Annotated in this window: 19 protein-coding genes; 11 read left to right on the top strand and 8 right to left on the bottom strand. The window is 66.3% G+C overall.

From position 1 onward, the window contains the following. Nucleotides 1-26: 26 nt before the first annotated feature. Complete coding sequence (locus ACTHNZ_RS00345; protein ID WP_440540494.1) at nucleotides 27-395, bottom strand: c-type cytochrome; 369 nt, start codon at nucleotides 393-395, stop codon at nucleotides 27-29. Nucleotides 396-653: 258 nt separating this feature from the next. Here ACTHNZ_RS00345 and ACTHNZ_RS00340 point away from each other — a divergent pair, with 258 nt between their 5' ends. From ACTHNZ_RS00340 to ACTHNZ_RS00320, 5 genes are all read left to right on the top strand, one after another. Continuing rightward, nucleotides 654-1,496 (top strand): AAA family ATPase, encoded by an 843-nt coding sequence (locus ACTHNZ_RS00340; RefSeq protein ID WP_440540493.1) that lies wholly within the window; start codon nucleotides 654-656, stop codon nucleotides 1,494-1,496. A 36-nt stretch (nucleotides 1,497-1,532) separates the two neighbouring features. After that, complete coding sequence (locus tag ACTHNZ_RS00335) at nucleotides 1,533-2,708, top strand: vWA domain-containing protein (RefSeq protein ID WP_440540492.1); 1,176 nt, start codon at nucleotides 1,533-1,535, stop codon at nucleotides 2,706-2,708. Between the two features lie 169 nt (nucleotides 2,709-2,877). Continuing rightward, the gene (locus tag ACTHNZ_RS00330; RefSeq protein ID WP_440540491.1) at nucleotides 2,878-4,101 is read left to right on the top strand and encodes a benzoate/H(+) symporter BenE family transporter; all 1,224 of its coding nucleotides are present in this window, start codon (nucleotides 2,878-2,880) and stop codon (nucleotides 4,099-4,101) included. A gap of 154 nt (nucleotides 4,102-4,255) precedes the next feature. Continuing rightward, nucleotides 4,256-5,209, top strand: coding sequence for a transaldolase (tal, locus tag ACTHNZ_RS00325; RefSeq protein ID WP_440540490.1), 954 nt, complete (start codon nucleotides 4,256-4,258; stop codon nucleotides 5,207-5,209). Between the two features lie 128 nt (nucleotides 5,210-5,337). Continuing rightward, entirely contained in the window at nucleotides 5,338-5,757 is a 420-nt protein-coding gene (locus ACTHNZ_RS00320) for a VOC family protein (RefSeq protein ID WP_440540544.1), read from the top strand. 128 nt (nucleotides 5,758-5,885) lie between these two features. Here ACTHNZ_RS00320 and ACTHNZ_RS00315 read toward each other — a convergent pair whose 3' ends face one another. The 7 genes from ACTHNZ_RS00315 to ACTHNZ_RS00285 form a co-directional block, all read right to left on the bottom strand. Continuing rightward, nucleotides 5,886-6,977: an FUSC family protein gene (locus ACTHNZ_RS00315; protein WP_440540489.1), complete on the bottom strand. Its 1,092-nt coding sequence runs from the start codon at nucleotides 6,975-6,977 to the stop codon at nucleotides 5,886-5,888. A gap of 208 nt (nucleotides 6,978-7,185) precedes the next feature. Further along, entirely contained in the window at nucleotides 7,186-8,736 is a 1,551-nt protein-coding gene (gene mctP, locus ACTHNZ_RS00310) for a monocarboxylate uptake permease MctP (RefSeq protein WP_440540488.1), read from the bottom strand. Next, nucleotides 8,733-8,975 (bottom strand): DUF3311 domain-containing protein, encoded by a 243-nt coding sequence (locus tag ACTHNZ_RS00305; RefSeq protein ID WP_440540487.1) that lies wholly within the window; start codon nucleotides 8,973-8,975, stop codon nucleotides 8,733-8,735. Before ACTHNZ_RS00305 ends, mctP begins: the two co-directional genes overlap by 4 nt. A gap of 264 nt (nucleotides 8,976-9,239) precedes the next feature. After that, the gene (locus ACTHNZ_RS00300) at nucleotides 9,240-10,202 is read right to left on the bottom strand and encodes a spermidine synthase (protein ID WP_440540486.1); all 963 of its coding nucleotides are present in this window, start codon (nucleotides 10,200-10,202) and stop codon (nucleotides 9,240-9,242) included. A gap of 127 nt (nucleotides 10,203-10,329) precedes the next feature. Continuing rightward, nucleotides 10,330-11,094 (bottom strand): glycosyltransferase family 2 protein, encoded by a 765-nt coding sequence (locus ACTHNZ_RS00295; protein ID WP_440540485.1) that lies wholly within the window; start codon nucleotides 11,092-11,094, stop codon nucleotides 10,330-10,332. 8 nt (nucleotides 11,095-11,102) lie between these two features. Next, nucleotides 11,103-12,464 carry an NAD(P)/FAD-dependent oxidoreductase gene (locus ACTHNZ_RS00290; RefSeq protein WP_440540484.1) on the bottom strand — a complete coding sequence of 454 codons (1,362 nt, stop codon included), beginning with the start codon at nucleotides 12,462-12,464 and terminating at the stop codon, nucleotides 11,103-11,105. Between the two features lie 130 nt (nucleotides 12,465-12,594). Beyond that, nucleotides 12,595-12,936 carry a phosphopantetheine-binding protein gene (locus ACTHNZ_RS00285; protein ID WP_440540543.1) on the bottom strand — a complete coding sequence of 114 codons (342 nt, stop codon included), beginning with the start codon at nucleotides 12,934-12,936 and terminating at the stop codon, nucleotides 12,595-12,597. Nucleotides 12,937-13,318: 382 nt separating this feature from the next. On the opposite strand from ACTHNZ_RS00285, the gene ACTHNZ_RS00280 reads away from it, so the two are divergent. From ACTHNZ_RS00280 to ACTHNZ_RS00255, 6 genes are read left to right on the top strand one after another with little or no spacing between them, the layout of a single operon-like run. Next, entirely contained in the window at nucleotides 13,319-13,978 is a 660-nt protein-coding gene (locus tag ACTHNZ_RS00280) for a hypothetical protein (protein WP_440540483.1), read from the top strand. Between the two features lie 60 nt (nucleotides 13,979-14,038). Then, nucleotides 14,039-15,817 carry an AMP-binding protein gene (locus ACTHNZ_RS00275; protein WP_440540482.1) on the top strand — a complete coding sequence of 593 codons (1,779 nt, stop codon included), beginning with the start codon at nucleotides 14,039-14,041 and terminating at the stop codon, nucleotides 15,815-15,817. After that, complete coding sequence (locus tag ACTHNZ_RS00270; protein ID WP_440540481.1) at nucleotides 15,814-16,818, top strand: LpxL/LpxP family acyltransferase; 1,005 nt, start codon at nucleotides 15,814-15,816, stop codon at nucleotides 16,816-16,818. Before ACTHNZ_RS00275 ends, ACTHNZ_RS00270 begins: the two co-directional genes overlap by 4 nt. Further along, complete coding sequence (locus ACTHNZ_RS00265) at nucleotides 16,815-17,456, top strand: LolA-related protein (protein WP_440540480.1); 642 nt, start codon at nucleotides 16,815-16,817, stop codon at nucleotides 17,454-17,456. The genes ACTHNZ_RS00270 and ACTHNZ_RS00265 overlap by 4 nt, the downstream gene beginning before the upstream one ends. Then, nucleotides 17,456-20,107, top strand: a complete 2,652-nt coding sequence (locus ACTHNZ_RS00260; RefSeq protein ID WP_440540479.1) for an MMPL family transporter — start codon at nucleotides 17,456-17,458, stop codon at nucleotides 20,105-20,107. Before ACTHNZ_RS00265 ends, ACTHNZ_RS00260 begins: the two co-directional genes overlap by 1 nt. After that, the gene (locus tag ACTHNZ_RS00255; RefSeq protein ID WP_440540478.1) at nucleotides 20,104-21,015 is read left to right on the top strand and encodes a polysaccharide deacetylase family protein; all 912 of its coding nucleotides are present in this window, start codon (nucleotides 20,104-20,106) and stop codon (nucleotides 21,013-21,015) included. The genes ACTHNZ_RS00260 and ACTHNZ_RS00255 overlap by 4 nt, the downstream gene beginning before the upstream one ends. Nucleotides 21,016-21,034: the final 19 nt, after the last annotated feature.

Raw genomic sequence — 21,034 nt, 5'->3', positions numbered from 1 at the left:
GTAGCTGAAAGCGGCCGCGAGGACGGTCACTTGTCGGGATTGTTCGGCGACGACGCCGTTTGCGAGGCGTAGTACGCGGCGATATCGGCGATGTCCTGGTCCGACAGCGAGGACGCGACCGCATGCATCGTCTGGAAGTGGCGATCGCCCTTCTTGTACTCGTGCAGCGCGTTCTCGAGGTATTGCCGATTCTGCCCGCCGAGCTTGGGCACGCGATAGACCTCGGGGAACGCCGTGCGGTACTCCGGAATGCCGTGGCAACCGATGCACATCGCAACCTTGCCCTGGCCCGCCTTTGCATTGCCGACGACATCGGCCGCCTGCGCGCTCACCGCAAACCCCGCGAGCGCGACGAGCGCTGCGGTCACGACGTGTTTGCCGACGAAAGAGTTCATAGGTTCTAACCTGGCTTGAGGGGAAACGAGCGCCCGCGTAAAACCTGCGGGCAATGGCGCTGCGCCGTTCTTGTTGTCGAAATCGCAACGAGCGGCCAAAAAAATCGCGGCAATTGTACCGCGCCGCTCGGCTGGGCGTCCACCCGGCCACGCCGGGCCGTCGCCCCGCGCGAGCCGTCCGACACGATAAAGCGGAGCGGCAAAGCTGCCTAGCCCATCTGACTTATACTGGGCTTTTTCTCACTAGAGCAGGCCGCCATGCGCTTCGAAGGCTCGTCGCAATACGTCGCCACCGACGATCTCAAGCTCGCCGTCAACGCGGCCATCACGCTCAAGCGTCCGCTGCTCATCAAGGGCGAGCCGGGCACGGGCAAGACGATGCTCGCCGAGGAAGTCGCGGCCTCGCTCGGCATGCCCCTCTTTCAGTGGCACATCAAATCGACGACCAAGGCGCAGCAAGGCCTGTACGAGTACGACGCCGTCTCGCGCCTGCGCGATTCGCAGCTCGGCGACGCGCGCGTGCAGGATATCGCGAACTACATCGTCAAAGGCGTGTTGTGGCAGGCGTTCGAGTCGGACGTCCCGGCCGTGCTCCTCATCGACGAAATCGACAAGGCCGACATCGAATTTCCGAACGATTTGCTGCGCGAGCTCGATCGCATGGAGTTCCACGTCTACGAGACGCGCGAGATCGTGCGCGCCAAGCACCGGCCTCTCGTCGTGATCACGTCGAACAACGAAAAGGAGTTGCCCGACGCATTCTTGCGCCGCTGCTTCTTCCACTACATCCAGTTTCCCGATCCCGTCACGATGCAGCGCATCGTCGACGTCCATTACCCGGGCATCCGCGAGGAACTGCTTCGCGCGGCGTTGACGAGCTTTTTCGACTTGCGCGGGGTGTCGGGCCTCAAAAAGAAGCCGTCGACCTCGGAACTGCTCGACTGGCTCAAGCTGCTGCTCGCCGAAGACATCCCGCCCGAAGCACTGCGCTCGCCCGATCAGAAGCAGATCGTGCCTCCGCTCGCGGGCGCGCTGCTGAAGAACGAGCAGGACATGAGCCTCTTCGAGCGCCTCGTCTTCATGAATCGCCACAACCGCTAGCGCGGTTCGGATGTTCGCGCACAAAGAGGCACCGGCATGCTGATCGACTTTTTCTATTCGCTGCGCGCCGCTTCGCTGCCGGTGTCGGTCAAGGAATATCTGACGCTCGTCGAAGCCCTGCGGGCAAGCGTGATCGCACCTTCGCTCGACGAGTTCTACTATCTCGCGCGTCTCACGCTCATCAAGGACGAGCGCTACTTCGACAAGTTCGATCAAGCGTTCGGCGCCTACTTCCGCGACGTGCAGCAACTGACCGACGAGGCCTTCGACCTTCCGCTCGACTGGCTCGAGCAACGCCTGCGCCGCGACCTGACGCCCGAGGAAAAAGCGCAGATCGAAGCGATGGGCGGCCTCGACAAGCTCATGGAACGGCTCAAGGAATTATTCGACGAGCAGGAGGAGCGCCACGAAGGCGGCAACAAGTGGATCGGGACGGGCGGCACGTCGCCGTTCGGCAATGGCGGCTATAACCCCGAAGGCGTGCGCATCGGCGGAAAGCCGGCCGGCAATCGAACGGCCGTCAAGGTCTGGGAGGCCCGCGGCTACCGCGACTACGACGATCAGGTCGAGATCGGCACGCGCAACATCAAGGTCGCGCTGCGGCGGCTGCGCCGCTTCGCGCGTGAAGGAGCGGCCGAAGAGCTCGATCTGCCCGACACCATTCGCAGCACGGCGGCCAATGCGGGCTGGCTCGACCTGAAGATGGTGCCCGAGCGGCACAATACCGTGAAGGTGCTGATGCTGCTCGACGTCGGCGGCTCGATGGACGATCACATCTTGCGCACGGAGGAGCTGTTCTCCGCGGCGAAGGCCGAATTCAAGCATCTCGAGTTCTACTACTTCCACAACTGCGTCTACGACCATCTCTGGAAGAACAACCGGCGCCGGCACGTCGAGCGCATGCCGACCTGGGACGTCCTGCACAAGTACACGCCCGATTACAAGCTCATCTTCGTCGGCGATGCGACGATGAGCCCCTACGAGGTGCTGCAGGCGGGCGGCTCCGTCGAATACAACAATCCCGAAGCCGGCGCCGTTTGGCTGCGCCGGCTCGCCGATCGGTTCGAGCACCATGCATGGCTCAATCCGGAACCGGAAGGATTGTGGGAATATCGGCAGTCCGTCTCGATCATCCGTCAGTTGCTCGGCGACAGGATGTATCCACTGACGCTCGCGGGCCTGGAATCCGCGATGCGCAAGCTCAGCAAGTAGCGCATCGTGCCGCACGTCGAACCCGATCGCTCGCTGCCGCGCGCGGAATCGTCGACACACTGCCTCGCCGCTGCGCGTCCTCGTCCGGTCCCTTCGTCGTTCAGTCGTTTTTGGTCGTTTAGTCGTTTAGTCGATTAGTCGTTCAGCCGCTCAACCCGCCACACCACCGATGACTTCCCCCCACGCCCCCAACCTGCCCGACTCGCCCTCGCTGCGCCGCACACTGCTGCAACCGCTCGCCGACACGTCGCTGCACGCGATCGTCGCCGGCTTCATCGCCATGATGACGGGCTACACGAGTTCGCTCGTGCTCGTGTTCCAAGCCGGCCGCGCCGCGCAATTGTCCGACGCGCAAGTCTCGTCATGGATCTGGGCGCTCTCGATCGGCATGGCCTGCTCGACGATCTTCCTCTCGCTGCGCTTCCGCACGCCCGTGGTCGTCGCCTATTCCACGCCCGGCGCGGCACTCTTGATCGCGGCGTTGCCGCATGTTCCCTATGCCGACGCGATCGGCGCCTTCATCGTCAGCGCCGTGCTGATCACCGCGGTCGGGTTGACGGGATGGTTCGACGCGCTGATGAAACGCGTGCCGGCCGGCATCGCCGCGGCACTGCTCGCCGGCATCCTGTTCGAGATCGGCATCGAAATCTTTCACGCGGCGCAGTATCAAACGACGCTCGTGCTGACGATGTTCTTCGTCTATCTGTTCATGAAGCGCCTCGCGCCGCGCTACGCCATCTTGTCCACGCTCGTCGCCGGCACGGCTGCCGCGGCCGCCCTGGGGCTCATCGATTTCAGCCGGTTTCACGTCGCGCTGGCGCACCCGGTGTTCACGATGCCGCACTTCTCGCTGTCGGCCGCCGTCAGCCTCGGCGTGCCGCTGTTCGTCGTCGCCATGGCATCGCAGAACATGCCCGGCCTCGCCGTGCTGCGCGCCGACGGCTACGCGACGCCGTCGACGCCGCTCGTCTCGACGACGGGCATCGCCTCGCTCCTGCTGGCTCCGTTCGGCTCGCACGGCATCACGCTGGCGGCCATCACGGCGGCCATCTGCACGGGCCCGGAGGCGCACGAGGACCGCAACAAGCGCTACACGGCGGCGATCTGGTGCGGCCTGTTCTATCTCGTGGCCGGCATCTTCGGCGCGACGATCGCCGCCTTGTTCGCCGCGCTGCCGAAAGCGCTCGTCGTCTCGGTGGCCGCGCTCGCGCTGTTCGGCTCGATCATGAGCGGCCTCACGAACGCGATGAGCAGCGTGCGCGAGCGCGAGGCCGCGCTCGTCACGTTCATGGTGACGGCCTCGGGGCTCACGCTGCTCTCGATCGGCTCGGCATTCTGGGGCCTCGTCGCGGGCGTGCTCACGCAGCTCGTGCTGAACGCGCGGCGCGCGTAGAGAAGGTGTGCGGCCAGCGCCCCTTTCGCTGGCCGGCGTTCGCCACCTGAACCCGAGAGGCCTAAAATAGTCAGATTCGTAGCGGGTGGCGCCGTTTTGACGGTGCGACCCTGATCCAACCCATACAGGAGACGCTTCGCGTCAACGAACCGCCATGACCAATGCTCTCGACCAACTGAAGCAGTACACGACCGTCGTCGCGGATACCGGCGATTTCCAACAGTTCGTGCAGTACAAGCCGCGCGATGCCACGACGAACCCCTCGCTGATCCTGAAGGCGGTGCAAAAGGACGCATACAAGCCGCTGCTCGAGGAAACGGTGCGGGCCCACGCGAGCAAGCCGGCCACGGCGATCATCGACCACCTGCTCATCGCGTTCGGCCGCGAAATCCTCAAAATCATCCCGGGCCGCGTCTCGACCGAAGTCGATGCGCGGCTCTCGTTCGACGCCAAGCGTTCGATCGACAAGGCGCACGAGATCATCAAGCTCTACGAAGCGGACGGCGTCGAGCGCGAGCGCGTGCTGATCAAGCTCGCCTCCACGTGGGAAGGCGTGCGCGCCGCGGAAGCACTGCAAAAGGACGGCATCAACTGCAACATGACGCTGCTGTTCTCGCCGGTGCAAGCGGCAGCCTGCGCGGAAGCCGGCGCGAAGCTGATCTCGCCGTTCGTCGGCCGGATCTACGATTGGTACAAGAAGCAAGCGGGTAGCGACTGGAACGAGGCCACGATGGGCGGCGCGAACGATCCGGGCGTCCAGTCGGTGCGCCGCATCTACGCCTACTACAAGCACTTCGGCTACACGACCGAGGTCATGGGCGCGAGCTTCCGCACGACGAGCCAAATCGTCGAGCTGGCGGGCTGCGACTTGCTGACGATCAGCCCCGATCTGCTGCAAAAGCTGCACGACAGCGACGAAAAAGTCGAGCGCAAACTGTCGCCCGAGGCCAGCGCCGGGCAGAAGATCGAGCGCATCGCGGTGGACGAATCGTCGTTCCGCTTCCAGCTCAACGACGATGCCATGGCCACCGAAAAGCTCGCAGAAGGCATCCGCGCCTTCGCAGCCGACGCGATCAAGCTCGAAAAGCTGATCGACGCGCTGCGCTGAGCCGGGCCGGCCGATCGAAGCGATGTCCTCGTAAATCTGACTCCGGTTTGAAACCCCGCCCTCCGGGGCGGTGAGCCGAAACCCCGGCCTGAAGGCCGGTTGTGGACAGTTGCTAGGAGGGAACGATGATGGTGGTTCAACCTTATCTGTACTTCAACGGCCGCTGCGACGAAGCGCTCGCGTTCTACGAGCGAGCGCTCGGCGCCGAGGTCACGTTCAAGATGCGCCACAAGGACGCCCCCGGCGAACATGCGGCCGCCGGCGAAGCGGGCGAGCGCATCATGCACGCGTCGTTCAAGGTGGGGCAGAACACGCTGATGGCTACCGACGGCATGCCGGGCGAAACGACGCCGGCCACCTATTCGGGCTTCAGCATCTCGGTGTCGCTCGATAGCGTGGCCAAAGGCGAAAAAATCTTCAACGCGCTAGCCGAAGGCGGCGCAGTGCGCTTCCCGTGGCAATCGACGTTCTGGGCAAAAGGCTTCGGCATGGTCACCGACAAGTTCGGCGTGCCGTGGATGGTCAATGTCGAGAACAAGGAGCCCTGAGCGAACGGCGATCTCATTCGCCTAACGTGCAACGCAGGGGCCCGCGCATCGCCCCCGAGCAGCCGAGGGTTCCGGCGTGCGGCCGCGAGTCCGCGCCGCCCAGCCGCGAGGCACGGCTGTGGCCGATATCAACGAGCGCGATGCATTTGCGCCCGGGCCGAGGCGTCGCCTTCGATGTGCCAGTGGCGCTCCGTATCCGCCAGCAGGGCTCTCAACGCATCGACCTGCTCAGCAAACCACCCGGCGACCCAGCGCGGCCCCGGCAGCGCATCGTCGGGCGCCACACGCGCACCGCTCCCCTGCTCGTTCGAATGCGCCGTGCGCCCGCCGGGCAGCGGCGCCGCGAGGCGTTGTCCGGCCCGCGATTCCGAGCCGAAGCGCAACGCGCGCGCCATCGTCAGCAATGCCGCCCGGTCGGCGTACGCGTCATCGGGCTCTCCCGCCGCCTGCGGATGCATGGCCGCGCTCGTCGACATCATTTCGAGCGCGCTCAGCGTCGAACGATGCAGGCGCTGAATCGCTTCTAGCCGCTTGAGCGGAATGTCGACCTCTTTCGCCACCGACGGCATCAGCGAGCGCAGCTTGACTAGGCGGCCGTTGAGCTGTGCGAAGGCGGCAACGTGCGTCTCGACGTCGAGCGGCTGCCCGCGTGCGATACGGGCGCGTATGCGCGCGCATTCGCGCAGGTTGCGGGCGAGCAGATAGCGCCACGAGTAGGTGGCGTAAAGCGGCAACGCAAACGAAAACGCGAGCGCGACGGCGATGCCGATCAGCACGTTCAGCGTCCGCCATAAGCCGGTCGCGACGGTGCTGTCGCCGTGCCCCGCGACGATGCAGACCGTGATGGCGGCGAGGAGCGCGATATAGCCGGCCTGGCCGATCGCGTAGTAGCCGCAAACGCCGGCCGCGATCGACATCAGCACGTAGTGGAGCGGCATCGAGCCGATCGAGTGCAACTGGGCGATCAGCAAGAGGCCCACGAGCGCGCCGAGCAACGTCCCGAGCGCGCGGTCGGCCGCCTTCTTGCGAATGTTGCCGTGATGCTGCAGGCCGCCGATCACGACGAGGACCGTCACCGAAGCCCAGATGCCGTTCGGCACGTGGATGCCCGAGGTGACGAGGATCGAAACGAGCATCGCGAGCCCGACCCGCACGGCGTGCAGCATGCTCGCGTGCCGGTATCGGTAGTAAGGCGAGACGATGACGCTTGCGAGCGACATCGCAAGCCATCGGAAGGGGCGGAAGCGTTTGATCACGGGCTCGATTGTCGGCTAAACGCGGCAGCGCGTCGATATGCGCGACGAACTTGCCGCACGCAACGCCAAAAGGGGCAGCACGAGGCTGCCCCTTTTGGCGTACATCGATCCAATCAGAGCCTGGCTCGAAGCCTACGCACCGTCCGCAACGTGCGAGCGGCGCGCAGCGTCTTCAACCTTCGACTACGTCGAGGTAGTCCTCCGGCCGCGTACGGTCTTCGGCATGGCTCATGCCGATGGCACGCACCGCGAAGCTGACGACGATCGCCACCACGAGGTTCACGACCAGCGACCACACCGCGGCATAGCCCGGGATCGCATAACCGCCGAAATGCAGCGCGTAGATCGAGCTCTTCAGGCCGGTCGACCCGGCCATCCAGGTGCCCACGGCGATACCCACCGCCCAGCCGGCCAGCAGGCCGCGGGAATCGAGCTTGCGCGTGTAAAGGCCGAGCACGATGGCCGGCAGCGTCTGGATGATCCAGATCCCGCCGAGCAGCTGCAACTGAATCGCGTAGGTGAGCGGCAAGCCGAGAATGAAGGCCACCGCACCGACCTTGACGATCAGCGACACGAGCTTGGCAACGCCCGTTTCCTGCTCGTGCGACATGTTGCGGTTCACGAACTCCTTGTGGATGTTGCGTGTGTACAAGTTCGCCGCGGCGATCGACATGATCGCGGCGGGGACGAGCGCGCCGATGGCGATCGCCGCGAACGCCACGCCGACGAACCACGACGGGAAGAAGTGCAGGAACAGCGCCGGCACGGCGAAGTTCGGGCCGAACGCCTTGAAGTACGGCGCAAATTCGGGCATATCCTTCACGCCCGAGGCCAGCGCCATGTAGCCGAGCAGCGCGAGCAGACCGAGCACGAGCGAGTACGCGGGCAGCATCGCCATGTTGCGGCGGATCGTGTTGCCCGAGGACGACGACAGGATCGCCGTGACCGAGTGCGGGTACAAGAACAGTGCAAGCGCCGAGCCGACGGCCAACGTCGCATAGGCACTGTACCCGTTCATGCTGGCGACGTCAGGCGCCTTGAGCAGCAGCTTCGCCGGCGGCACGACGCTGAAGATGTGGCCGAAGCCGCCCAGCTGCGCCGGAATGACGATGATCGCGGCAATGATCGTGATGTAGATCAGCAAGTCCTTGACCACGGCGATCATGGCCGGTGCGCGCAGCCCCGACGTGTACGTGTAGGCCGCCAAAATCGCGAATGCGATGATGAGCGGCAGATCGCCGACGAAGCCCGAGGTATCGAAGCCGAGACCGCCGATCACCACTTCGATGCCGACGAGCTGCAGCGCGATGTACGGCATCGTGGCGAGGATGCCGGTTACGGCGACGGCCAGCGCCAGCGTGCGGCTGCCGTAGCGTGCGCTCACGAAGTCGGCCGACGTCACGTAGCCGTGGCGCTTGGCGACGGCCCACAGCTTCGGGAACACGACGAACGCGAACGGATAGATGAGGATCGTATAGGGCAGCGCGAAGAAGCCCGTGGCACCCGCGCCGAACACGAGAGCCGGCACCGCCACGAACGTGTAGGCGGTATAGAGATCCCCGCCGAGCAGGAACCAGGTGACGATCGTGCCGAAGCGGCGGCCGCCGAGGCCCCACTCTTCCAAATGCGCGAGATCTCCGCGCCGCCAATTCGCGGCGACGAAGCCGAGGATCGTCACCCCGATGAAGAACAGGACGAAGACAAATGTAGCCGTGGCGTTCATCGCGCGTCTCCGGAAGAGGCGCCCGGCGTCGAACGCGATTTGGTCTTGAAATAGACGACGGCAGTAATGACCGCGCTCACGAGCACCCAGAACAGCTGGTACCAGTAGAAGAACGGGAAACCCGCCACTTGCGGTTCGACCTTGTTGTACGACGGCACCCAGATCATGGCGATCCAGGGTATTACCAGCAACCAGAGCCAATGTTTCGAGGCTCGATTGGCGTCGGCATTGTGAGCCATGACGTCTCCTCTTTTACTCTTTATCACCCCGCGGGCAATCCCTTTTGGGGGATCTTCCGTATCTTGACCGGCCCGAAACCCGCATGGCGAGCGGCTGGCCGGCATCTTCAGCTTAATTAAGCTCTGAGAGAGTATAAGACCCTTGCCCGCGTGGTCAAGCGGGGGCTGACCCGGGGAGCGGACGAGCGGACGAGCGGATGGACTCGCCCGCGACGCTATGTGGCGCGATGGCGAGCGCGCGTTCCCCGAAGCTCCATGAACCGGTTAGATCTCGAACGTCGGAGACGCGGGCGACCGCGCGTTCGCCCGATCCGCAGCATGCACCTCGCGCAGCGCCTTCACCCAACGCCGCGCAGGCAAGCCGAGCCGGTCCTCGATCAACCGCGCACGGCCCGTGAGCGCCGCATACGGAATCGCGAGCGCCGGGCCCGAGAAGGCGAGCGCGATGCGATTGCCTTCGTGCACCTCGGGCAGCGCGATCACGCGGCCGTCGAACGCCGCATTCAAGTGCTTCATGTTGCGCACGAAGCTCGGGTGATCGCCGAACAGGTTGATCGTCGCGATGCCCGCGCCCGTCAAGCAGGCGCGCACGGCGCGATAGAACGCGATCGTGTCGTGCACGGGACCGCGTGCCGTCGCATCGTACAGATCGATCTGCAGTGCGCCGATCGTACCGTGGTTGGCTCGGTCGTTCACGAAATCCCAAGCGTCCATTTCGTGCACGGTCAAGCGCGAATCGTCGTGCGGCAGCGCAAACATCGTGCGCGCGGCCACGACCACCGCGGGGTTCAGCTCGACGGCCTCGACGCGGGCGCGCGGCAAGAAGCGGTAGGCGAACTTGGTCAAGGCCGCGGCGCCTAGGCCCAGCTGGACGACGCGCTTCGGCGTCGCGAGAAACAGGAGCCACGCCATCATTTGCTGCGCATATTCGAGCTCGATGCGGTCGGGCTTGCTGATGCGCATGGCGCCTTGCACCCACTCGGTGCCGAAGTGCAGGAAGCGCACGCCGCGCTCCTCGGAAAACGTGACGGGTGCGAAACGCGGCTTGCGCGGCATCTCGATGCGCGCGGGCGCGTCGCCGTCGAGATCCGCGGCTGCGGCGACGCGTGCCGCCTTGGAAGAAGCCGCCGTTTGCGCGCGACGGGCGCGCTTGCCTTGCTGCTCGTCGGCTCGGCCGCGTGCGAATGCGCGCGCTTCGGCGGAAGCGCGCTTGATGAGATCGGTCATGGAAAGATAAGTAAGCGCCAAGCGCCGGGTTGAATCGGCGAGAGGATAGCACTGCTGCGCAGGCGAGCCGCAACGAGAGAACCCGCGGCCCGCTTTGCGCCCCCTAGCGCCGCACTAGCGCCCGCCCTTAGCGCGCCAGCCGCGTGAGGCGCCGCGCGATGAAACGCGGCAGCCGTAGCACGAATTCGGCCAACAGCCGCAGATACATTCCGACGAGCAGCACGTTGGTGCGGCCATAGCGGAAATGCGAAACGCCGCCTTCCTCGCGCTTGAAGTAGCGCACGGGTGCATCGATGTTGATCGGCCTCACGCCTTCCCAGCACAAACGCACGGCCGCCTCGGGATCGAAATCGAAGCCGCGCATCCCGCGCCGATTCGCCATCAGCGCGCGCAACGGAGCGATCGGATAGACGCGGAACCCGAAGAGCGAATCGCCGATGCCGGCCCACAGCGTTTCAATGTTGGCGCACAAGTTCGAGAGCTTGCGGCCGAACACGCGCTCGCGCGGCGCACTTTCGTCGAAACGCGGACGCCCGAGCACCATGCAATCGGGCCGCGACAGCGAGGCCGCCATGAACGCGCCGATCAGCTCGGCCGGGTGTTGCCCGTCGGAATCCATCGTCAGCGCGTGCGTGAAACCCTGCGCCGCCGCCTCGTCCAGACCCGCCAGCACCGCCGCGCCTTTGCCGCGGTTATGCGGCAAGACGATCACGCGCAAGCCGGGATCGTCCTTTTCCATCGCCGCGAGGCGAGCGGCGCTGCCATCCGTGCTGCCGTCGACGACGACCCAAACGGGCGTCCACTGCGCACGCGCCTGGCGCACCGTGTCGTCGACCTTCGTTCCCGGGTTGTAGCTCGGAATGAGGACGAGATGAGTCGTCGAGGCTGCCACCGAAACCCTCACCCTGCCGCCATGCCCGCATCGTCCGCTTGCCGCAGCATCCGGCGGCGCGCCCGCCAGGCCCGCCACGAACGCGGCGCCGCCAGCACGGCCGACAGATAGTAGATGGCCTTGAAGAGGCGCAGCGACGGCCAAATGGGCGTATCGCCGAAAACGTCTCCGGCGAGCACCGACATGAGCGCCTCTTTCACGCGGAACACGTTGCGCGGATTCATGAACAAATCGCGCATCGCCGGGGCCGTCATCCGGTAGATGAACCACGAGAACACTTGCGGCCCGCGACGGATGCCGCGGTCGAATTTCGCGAGCGCCGCCTCGGCCCGAGCCGGATCGCGCAGGCATGCGTCGATGGCTTCCGCGCCCATGAATGCGCTTTGCATCGCGAGCATCACGCCCGTCGAGAACACCGGATCGATGAATGAGAAGGCATCGCCGAGCAGCAAGAAATTGCGCCCATGCGTCACCTCCCCCGAATACGAGAAGTTGCCGGTGGCTTCGACGTCCGAGACCAGTTGCGCGTTCGCGAGCCGCTCGGCAAGCGGCGGACACAGCGCGATCGTTTCGAGAAAGAATGCCTCGAGCGACGCGCCGCGCGGGCGCTGCTTCAGGTAGTTAGGCCAGACGACGGCACCGATGCTCGTCGCGCCGTCGGCGAGCGGTATGAACCAGAACCAGCCGTGCTCGAACCAGTAGATCGTGATGTTGCCTTCGTCGGCGCCCGAATGGCGCCGCGCGCCGCGAAAGTGCGCATACAGCGCGCTGCTGTTGTGCTTCTCGTTGCGCCGTTTCGTGCGCAACCGATTGGCGAGCAACGTATCGCGCCCCGATGCGTCGACGACGAAACGCGCGCGGCATCGGTATGCCTGGCCATCGTCGCGCGTCGCGCTCAAGAGCGCCCCGCTGCCGTCCTCGAGAAACTCGACGTCGCGCACTTGGCACCCTTCCACGACGTCGGCGCCGTGCGCTGCCGCATTGCGCAACAAAATCTCGTCGAGTTGCGAGCGCCGCACCTGATAGGCGTAGGGCATCGACTTATCCCACGCTTGTGCGAAAGCAAAGCGCTCCAACCGATCGCCGTGCTGCGGCGAAACGAATTCCGCGGCCGGCTTCACGATGCCGATCTCGCGAACGGCCTCGCCCACGCCGAGCCGTTCGAACAGCCGCAAATTGGCCGGCAGCAGCGACTCGCCGATATGAAAGCGCGGGTGGCGCGCCTTTTCGAGCAATTGAACGCGATACCCGGCATCGGCCAGCAGCGTGGCCGCCGTCGAGCCCGCGGGCCCGCCGCCGATCACGGCGACGTCCCAGTGCGGCACTTGCTCCCGGCGCTCCTCGCGCTCCTCGCTTGATCGTATCGTCACGGATTAGCTCCTCGCTGCCGGGCGGGCCGCCCGGCCCGGTCAAAGGTGAGCGCAGCCGGCACGCGCCGCGGCAGCGGACGCCGCACCGCCGCGCGCCATTCGGCTTTCATCGTGGCGCGGATAGCGGCATTCAGCGAACGCGATGGTCGGCGACATAGGCCGCCAACGAGCCGAGCGTCGCGAAGATTTTCGCATTGTCGGGATTGTCCGAGCGCAACTCGAAGCCGAACTTCTTCGAGATCAGCAGTGCGATTTCGAGGATGTCGATGGAGTCGAGCCCGAAGCCTTCGCCATAGAGGATCGTATCGCCGGATACGTCGGTGATCCTAACGTCCTCGAGATTCAATTCCCGAATCATCAGCTCGGCGAGTTCTCTTTCCAGTTCATTCATCATACTGACAACGGACTTGACTGCGGGGAGATGCGGCTCGCACCGTGCCGACGCCTGGCCAGCCGGTGAAGCCGCGTGCAGGCCCTCCCAGCAATAAGGGGGCCCGTTCAGGTGAGCGATTCTAGATGATGCGTTTCGTGACGTATACTTGGAAAGGTTACTGAATGACGCAGCCGAACAACCGTTCGTCTTCGCCGAAACGTCATGCCGATGGGCGTCCCGCCTGGGCGCACGGGCAATGCGGCCGAAATGGGCTGCCACGGGCGCGCCGATGCCCGTACAAAAAAGGTTACAAAACGAATTCACCGGCGCCACGCGAACTCCGTATGATCCGATCGAACACAGCAGTCATCGTGGCCGGCGAGCATTGCCGGCGGGTTATCACCATGGTATTCGGTTCCTTTTCTTTCGAGCGGTTTCATCGGGGTGTCATAAAGCATCGTGTGAGCCGGGGAGGCATCGCGTGACGCCGACGGGATCGATCGTGCGCACAGCGGCCGGTGTGGCGCTCATCGTCGCCTATGAGGCCGGAGCGCATCACGCCGTCGCCACCCCTGGGCTCGAAGGCCTCGGGCTGACGCTCGTGCTCGCCCCCGCGGCCCTCCTCGCCTTCGGCGCGGCGCTGCGCTCGCCGCGCCGCTTCCTGCTCGTGCCGCCCGTGGCCATCGCCGCCGCCGTGCTCTGGATGTGGCGCGGCACGCTCGTGCGCCACTACGAATGGGGCCTTTTTCTCGAGCACGTACTGTTCAACGGCGCGCTCGGCTATGTGTTCGGCAAGACGCTCGCGCCCGGTCGGGAGCCGCTGTGCAGCCGGTTCGCCGCCGTGGTTCACGGGCGGCCGCTGGCGCCGGAGATTGCCGCCTATACGCGGCGCATCACGGCCGCGTGGACGTGTTTTTTCGCCGTCATCGTGATCGTTTCGGCGCTGCTGTTCGCGACGGCTTCGATCGAGGCGTGGTCGACGTTCGCCAATTATTTGACGCTGCCGCTCGTGGCAACGATGTTCGTCGCCGAGCACGCATGCCGGCGTTTCGCGCTGCCCGGCGTGCGCCGCTCGAGCATCGCGGAAAGCTTTCGCGCCTATCGACGCTCGACGCGAGCGGGGCTCGCCCCGTTTCGCTGAGCGCCATCCGGCCCGCTAAAATCGCCAACGACCGCGCCCGGTAACCTGCCTTTAGACGTTATGCCGCATTTCCCGCTCGTTTCCCACGCTTCGCCCGATCGAACGATCGCCTGGCGCGACGGCACGCCCGTGGCGGTGCGCGAATTTCTCGCCGACGTCGGCGCACTGGCCGCCGCATTGCCGGAAGGCGAGCACGTCTTCAACGTCTGCAAGGACCGCTACCGCTTCACGGTCGGACTCGCCGCCGCACTGCTCGCCGGCAAGGTGAGCCTGCTGCCGTCGAGCCATACGCCTGAGACGGTGCGGCAACTGAAACAGTTCGCACCGGATGCGTTCTGTCTGCACGACGCGGACGACTGCACGGTGGAGCTGCCGCGCTTTCGCTACCCGCTCGCGTTGGAGAACGCCGCATTCGTCGATGCGACGCCCCCGCAAATCGACGGCGCGCGCGTGATGGCCTATGTCTTCACGTCGGGATCGACTGGCCGGCCGGTGCCGCATCGAAAAACGTGGGGGTTCCTCGTCAAGAACGTGCGCGCGGCGGCGGCACGGCTCGGCGTGCTCGGCGCCTTCGACGCCACGCTCGTCGGCACCGTCCCGCCGCAACACATGTACGGTTTCGAATCGACCGTCTTGCTGGCGCTGATCGGCGGGCTGGCCTTCAGCAACGGCCAGCCGTTTTATCCGGGCGACGTGCGCAGCGAGCTCGCCGCCGTGCCGGCGCCGCGCATCCTCGTCACATCGCCGATTCATCTGCGGGCACTGCTCGCTTCCGAGCCCGCATTGCCGCCCGCATCGCTGATCCTGTGCGCGACGGCGCCGCTTTCCGAAAAACTCGCGGCGCAAGCGGAGGCCCGTCTCGCGGCGCCGCTGATGGAAATCTACGGCAGCACCGAGACTGGCCAGATTGCGACGCGACGCACGGCTCACGGCGCCATCTGGCAATTGTTCCCCGAAGTGACGTTGACGGCCCGCGAGCCATCCGCCGATAACGACGACGATGGCGAGCAAGTCTGGGCCGCCGGCGGCCATGTCGAGGAGCCGATTCAAATGGGCGACGCGCTCGAGCTCATCGACGACACGCATTTCCTACTGCATGGACGCAAGGCGGATCTCGTCAACATCGCGGGCAAGCGCACCTCGCTCGCTTATCTGAACCACCAACTGACGGCCATCGACGGCGTCGACGACGGCGCATTCTTCATGCCCGACGACGCGGAGCCGGAACGGCCCGTGCCGGGCGACGAGAGCAGGCTGTCCGTCAAACGGCTCGTCGCGCTCGTGGTTGCGCCGACGCTTTCGCTGGCCGAACTGCAACGGCGCCTGCGCGAACGCATCGATGCCGCGTTCATGCCGCGCCCGCTGCTATTCGTCGACGCCCTGCCGCGCAATGGCACGGGCAAGCTGCCGCGTGATGCACTCGCGCCGCTCGTGGCGGCGTTGCTCGAGCGACCGGCCGGCATTGCCGGCGGCACCGGCAGCACCCTCGATGAGCGGGAACGGCAAGCAGGGCAGCGTGGGCAACCCGGCGAACCACACGGGCCAATCGAGTTCGAGATCGCGGCCGACCACCCCGCCCTTCCCGGTCATTTTCCGGGCCGGCCGATCGTGCCCGGCGTCGTCTTGCTCGATTGCGCGATCGAGCGAATCGGCAAAGCCCTCGGGCGGCCGCTCGATGCCTGCGACATCGGATCGGCGAAGTTCACGGCGCCCGCCGCGCCGGGCGAGCCCCTCATGCTCTCGTTCTTGCGCGACGAGCGCGGCGCGATTCGATTCACGATCCGTGCAGGCGAGCGCACCGTGGCCACCGGCGTGCTGACGGAGCGGACATCGTCATGAGCCTGCACGCTCGATCCGATCGCTCGATCTGGGCTCAGCGCGAAGAGCGCGGCAACTTCGCCGCGCTGCGCCTCATGACGAGGATTTCGCTGCGACTCGGGCGACCGCTCGGCCGCGTGCTGCTGCGCGCCATCGTCTTGTATTTCCTGTTCCTCGCGCCGGCGGCAAGGCGCGCCTCGCGGACCTATTTGACGCGCGTGCTCGGGCGGCGCGCGCGTTGGCGCGACGTTTACCGGCATCTGTTCGTGTTCGGCACGACGATCCACGATCGGGTCTACCTGCTCAATGAACGCTTCGATTTATTCGATATCCGCGTCCATGGCGGCGAGCTCGTCGATGCGGCGCTCTCGGGGGGGCGCGGCGCGATGCTCATCGGCGCGCATTTCGGCAGCTTCGAAGTGCTGCGCACGATCGGACGGACGCGGCCGAATCTGCGTGTGGCGATCATGATGTACGAGGAGAACGCGCGCAACGTCAATGCCGCCCTGGCCACCGTCAATCCCGCTGTCAAACAGGACGTCATCAGCCTCGGCCGCCCCGAGGCCATGCTCGAAGCGCGCGAATATCTCGACGGCGGCGCGATGATCGGCATGCTGGCCGACCGCACGCTGCGTCAGGACGGCGGCGACACGCTGCTGCCGCTCGAATTCCTCGGCGCACCCGTGGGATTTCCGTTGGGCCCGATGCGAATGGCGGCCATGCTCAGGCGGCCCGTGATCTTCCTCACGGGCGTTTATCGCGGCGGCAACCGCTATGACGTCCATTTCGAAGCGCTCGCCGATTTCTCCGATACCGCGCGCGCGCAGCGCTCCGAGCAGGTCGAAGCCGCGGTGCGACGCTATGCGGCGCTGCTCGAACGACACTGCCGCAGCGCGCCGTACAACTGGTTCAATTTCTTCGATTTCTGGCGCGAAAGCGAAAAGACGGAAACGACCGGCAGCGCAGCATCGGTGCACGCGCAACGCGCCGCATCGCCGCCGTCAAGGACCTTCGACGCATGACACCCTCGCTGCCCCGCACCGCCCGCACGCGCCGCCTCGGTCGAGCGCCGGCCGCCGCCCTGGTGGCCGCCTTGTGCCTGGCCATGCCGTTTCACGGCTTCGCCGCGGCGGCCGCCGCGGGCGGACAAGACTGGACACTCGACCGGTTGATGTCGACGCTCGCGCAACGCAAGGCTGGGCGCGCGAGCTTCGTCGAAACGCGATATCTCTCGATCGCGGCCAAGCCGATCGAGTCGTCGGGCGAGCTCGCGTTCGCAGCGCCCGATCACCTCGAGAAGCTGACCGTGAGCCCGAAGCCCGAGCGGCTCGTCGTCGACGGCGACAAGCTGACCATTACGCGTGAAGGACGGACGTACACGATCTCGCTCACGCACTACCCGGAGCTCGATGCGTTCATCGAAAGCATCCGCGCGACGCTTACCGGCAATCGTTATGCGCTCGAGGAACGCTACAAGGTGTCCATCGGCGGGCACGGCGACGATTGGACGCTGACGCTGACGCCGATCGATTCGCGCATGCTCAAAGCCGTGCGCACGGTCACGCTCGACGGCACGCGCGATTTGCTGCGCACCGTCGTCATCGAGCAACCTGACGGCGATCGCTCCGTCATGCGGCTCAGCCACGCGGCGAACGAGTGATGCGCAACGAGACCTCGAGCCGATCCCATGCGCGGCTTCGCGCGCTGCTGACGCGGCGTGCGGTGCAAGCATGGCTGCTGTTTCTGATCGGCTGCGCGCTCGTCGTTCAGCGCGCCCACTTCACGGCGGACCTGTCGGCGTTCCTGCCGCGCGCACCGAGCGCCGAGCAGCGCGTGCTCGTCGATCAATTGCGCGACGGCGTGATTTCTCGGCTCATCCTCGTCGCCATCGAAGGTGGGGACGCCGCGACGCGCGCAGACATCTCGCGCGGCATGGCCGCCACGCTGCGCCGCGATCCGCGCTTCGTCGCGGTGAACAACGGCGAGAGCGTCGGTCAAGCGCGCGACGAGCGCTTCGTCTTTGCACACCGCTATGTATTGAGTCCCGCCGTAACGCCGCAGCACTTCTCGACGCAGGGGCTCCACCGCGCGCTAGGCGAAAGCCTCGACTTGCTGAGCTCGTCGGCGGGGCTCATGACGAAGGCGCTGCTGCCGCGCGATCCGACCGGCGAAACGATGGCCATCGTGAGCCAATTCGACGGCGAAGCGCAGCCCGCGTTGCAAGACGGCGTCTGGGCCTCGCGCAGCGGCCAGCGCGCCGTGCTCGTCGCGCAAACATCGGGCGCCGGCTCCGATACGGACGCGCAGGAAGCCGCGATCTCGGCCATCCATGCGGCATTCGACGCGGCTACGAAATCGCGGCCCCATGCCGCGTCCTACCGGCTGCTGCTGACCGGGCCCGGCGTGTTTTCGGTGCGCACGCGCGACGCGATCAAGCACGACGTCGAACGCTTGTCCTCGCTCAGTCTCGGCCTCATCGTCGGCTTGCTGCTGCTCGTCTACCGCTCGCCGCGCACGCTCGCCCTCGGGCTCGTGCCCGTCGTTTCGGGCATCGCCGCCGGCCTCGCCGCAACGAGCCTCGTCTTCGGCACCATCCACGGATTGACGCTCGGGTTCGGCACCACGCTGATCGGCGAGGCCGTCGATTATTCGATCTACCTGTTCGTGCAATCGGCACGTCCCGGCTCGTCGCAGCAGGGCCGCATGCCGGCGCGCTCGAGCGACGCCGTTCGTGCGTGGATCGGCGCCTATTGGCCGACGATCCGGCTCGGCATGCTGACATCGGTCTGCGGCTTCGCATCGATGCTGTTCTCGGGCTTTCCCGGGCTCGTGCAACTCGGGGTCTACTCGATCGCGGGGCTCGTTGCGGCAGCCACGGTCACGCGGTATGTGCTGCCTCACTTGCACGAGCGGGCCGTGGCCGTGCGCGATCTGTCGCGTCTCGGCGCCACGTTGGCGCGCGCAGCGCGCATCGCGCCGCGGCTGCGCTGGCCGTTCGCCGCGCTGATGATCGGCGCCGTGGCCGTGCTCGCACTGCACCGCGGGCAACTCTGGAGCCAGGAGCTCGCTGCGCTGAGCCCCGTGCCCGCATCGAGCCAGGCGCTCGATGCGGCGCTGCGCGCCGACGTGGGCGCGCCCGACGTACGCTATCTCGTCGTCATCTCCGGGCCGACCGAACAGCGCGTACTCGAAGATTCGGAAAAGATCGCCGCCCGGCTGCAACCGCTCGTCGATTCGGGCGTGCTCGCCGGGTTCGAAAGCCCCTCGCGCTATCTGCCGAGCGATGCCGTGCAACGGGCGCGGCTCGCCAGTTTGCCGCCGGCGGACGTGCTCGAGGCACGAATGCGCGCGGCTGCCGCCGATCAAGCCATCGAGCTCAAACCCGACGTCTTCGCACCGTTCATCGCGGACGTCGAGCAAGCGCGCAATGCGCCGCTGCTCACGCGGGCCGACCTGCGCGGAACGTCGATGGGACTGGCCGTCGATGCGTTGCTCACGGAACGTTCGGGCAAGTGGCAAGCGGTGCTTTCGTTGCGCGCGCCGAGCGCAACGAAAGCACCGGCACCGGCAGCGGCAACGGCGACGACGCTCGCGGCATCGGCCGCGCAGCAAGCGGCAAACGCGGATGCAAACGCGGACACAAACGCAGACGCAAACGAGCCGAGCCTCGACGCCGGCCGAATCGAGGCGGCCGTCGCGGCGGCCGGCGTGCCCGGCGCGCTCTTCGTCGATCTGAAACGAGAGGCCGATGCGCTCTACGTCGGCTACGTGCGCGAGGACATCCGCTTGTCGCTCGTCGGGCTCGCGGTGATCATCGTCCTGCTCGCCGCTTCGCTGCGCGACGCCGGGCGCGTCGCGGGGACACTCGCCCCGCTGCTGGCCGCCGTGCTCGTGGTGACGGCCGGCTTCGCACTCGCCCGCGAGCCGCTCACGATTCTGCATTTGATCGGGCTGCTGCTCATCGTGGCGATCGGATCGAACTATGCGCTTTTCTTCAATCGCCCCCAAAGCGCCTCGCATTCGGCTTCGTCGGACGCACCGCATTCGATCGCACCGCAAACGCTCGTCTCGCTGCTGATCGCGAATCTCGCCACCGTCGCGGGCTTCGGGCTGCTGGCGCTCTCGCACGTGCCGATGCTCGAGTCGTTCGGGCTGACGGTAGGCCCCGGCGCGATGCTCGCCCTGCTCTTTTCCGCGATCCTCGCGCCGCGCAATGCGCAAGCGAGCGAAGCGCGGATGCGCCCGGCACGGGCAAGTCACGCCGCGGCGGCGACGGCCGATGCGCCACGCAGAAGGACCTCATCACCATGAATCCCACGTTACGGCCACTGAGCTCGCCCACGTCGAGCATATCGGCCGGTTCGCCGCGCCGTTGGCGGCCGACACCCGCCATCTCGGGCATCATCGCCACTCACGCGGGCGCCGCCGCGCTGGCGGCGGCCCAGCCGGCCTGCTGGCCCTATGCCGCAGGCGCCGTCGCCGCGTCTCATGCCGTGATGGCGACGGCTGGTCTCTGGCCGCGCAGCGCCTTGCTCGGTCCGAACTGGACGCGGCTGCCTGAGCACGTAGGCGCGCGCATCGCGATCACGATCGACGACGGCCCCGATCCCGAAGTCACGCCACGCGTCCTCGATCTGCTCGATCGTTACGACACTCGGGCGACATTCTTTTGCATCGGCGAACTTGCGCTACGCTACCCGAGCGTCGTTCGGGCGATCGTGGCCCGCGGCCACGCCGTCGAAAATCACAGCCAGCATCATCGGCATCATTTCTCGCTGATGGGGCTGCGCGCGATGCGGCGCGAGATCGAGGCGGCGCAGCAGACGCTGAGCGGCTTGACCGGCGAGCCGCCGCTTTTTTTCCGCGCGCCGGCCGGGCTGCGCAACCCTTTCCTGGAACCCGCGCTATGCGGGCTCGGACTGCAGCTCGCCAGTTGGACGCGGCGCGGATTCGACACGCGCGCACGCAATGCCGAGTTGGTCGCCGGCCGGTTGCTGCGCGATCTTGCGGCGCGCGACATTCTGCTGCTGCACGATGGCAATGCGGCCCGCGACGCGCAAAGCCGCCCCGTCATCCTCGACGCGCTCGAGATCGTTTTGCGCGGCGTACGCGATGCCGGGCTGTCGTGCATGACGCTGCGCGCGGCGCTCACGAACCCGCTAACGGCTTCCCCGCTCGTGCGGCCCGCCGAAACGACGGCAGTACGCGGTTCCCGTTGAATCGCATCGACTACAGGGA

It is taken from the genome of Trinickia sp. (assembly GCF_051953955.1).
Lineage (GTDB): Bacteria > Pseudomonadota > Gammaproteobacteria > Burkholderiales > Burkholderiaceae > Trinickia.
This window is presented reverse-complemented; position numbering and strand designations above follow the sequence as displayed.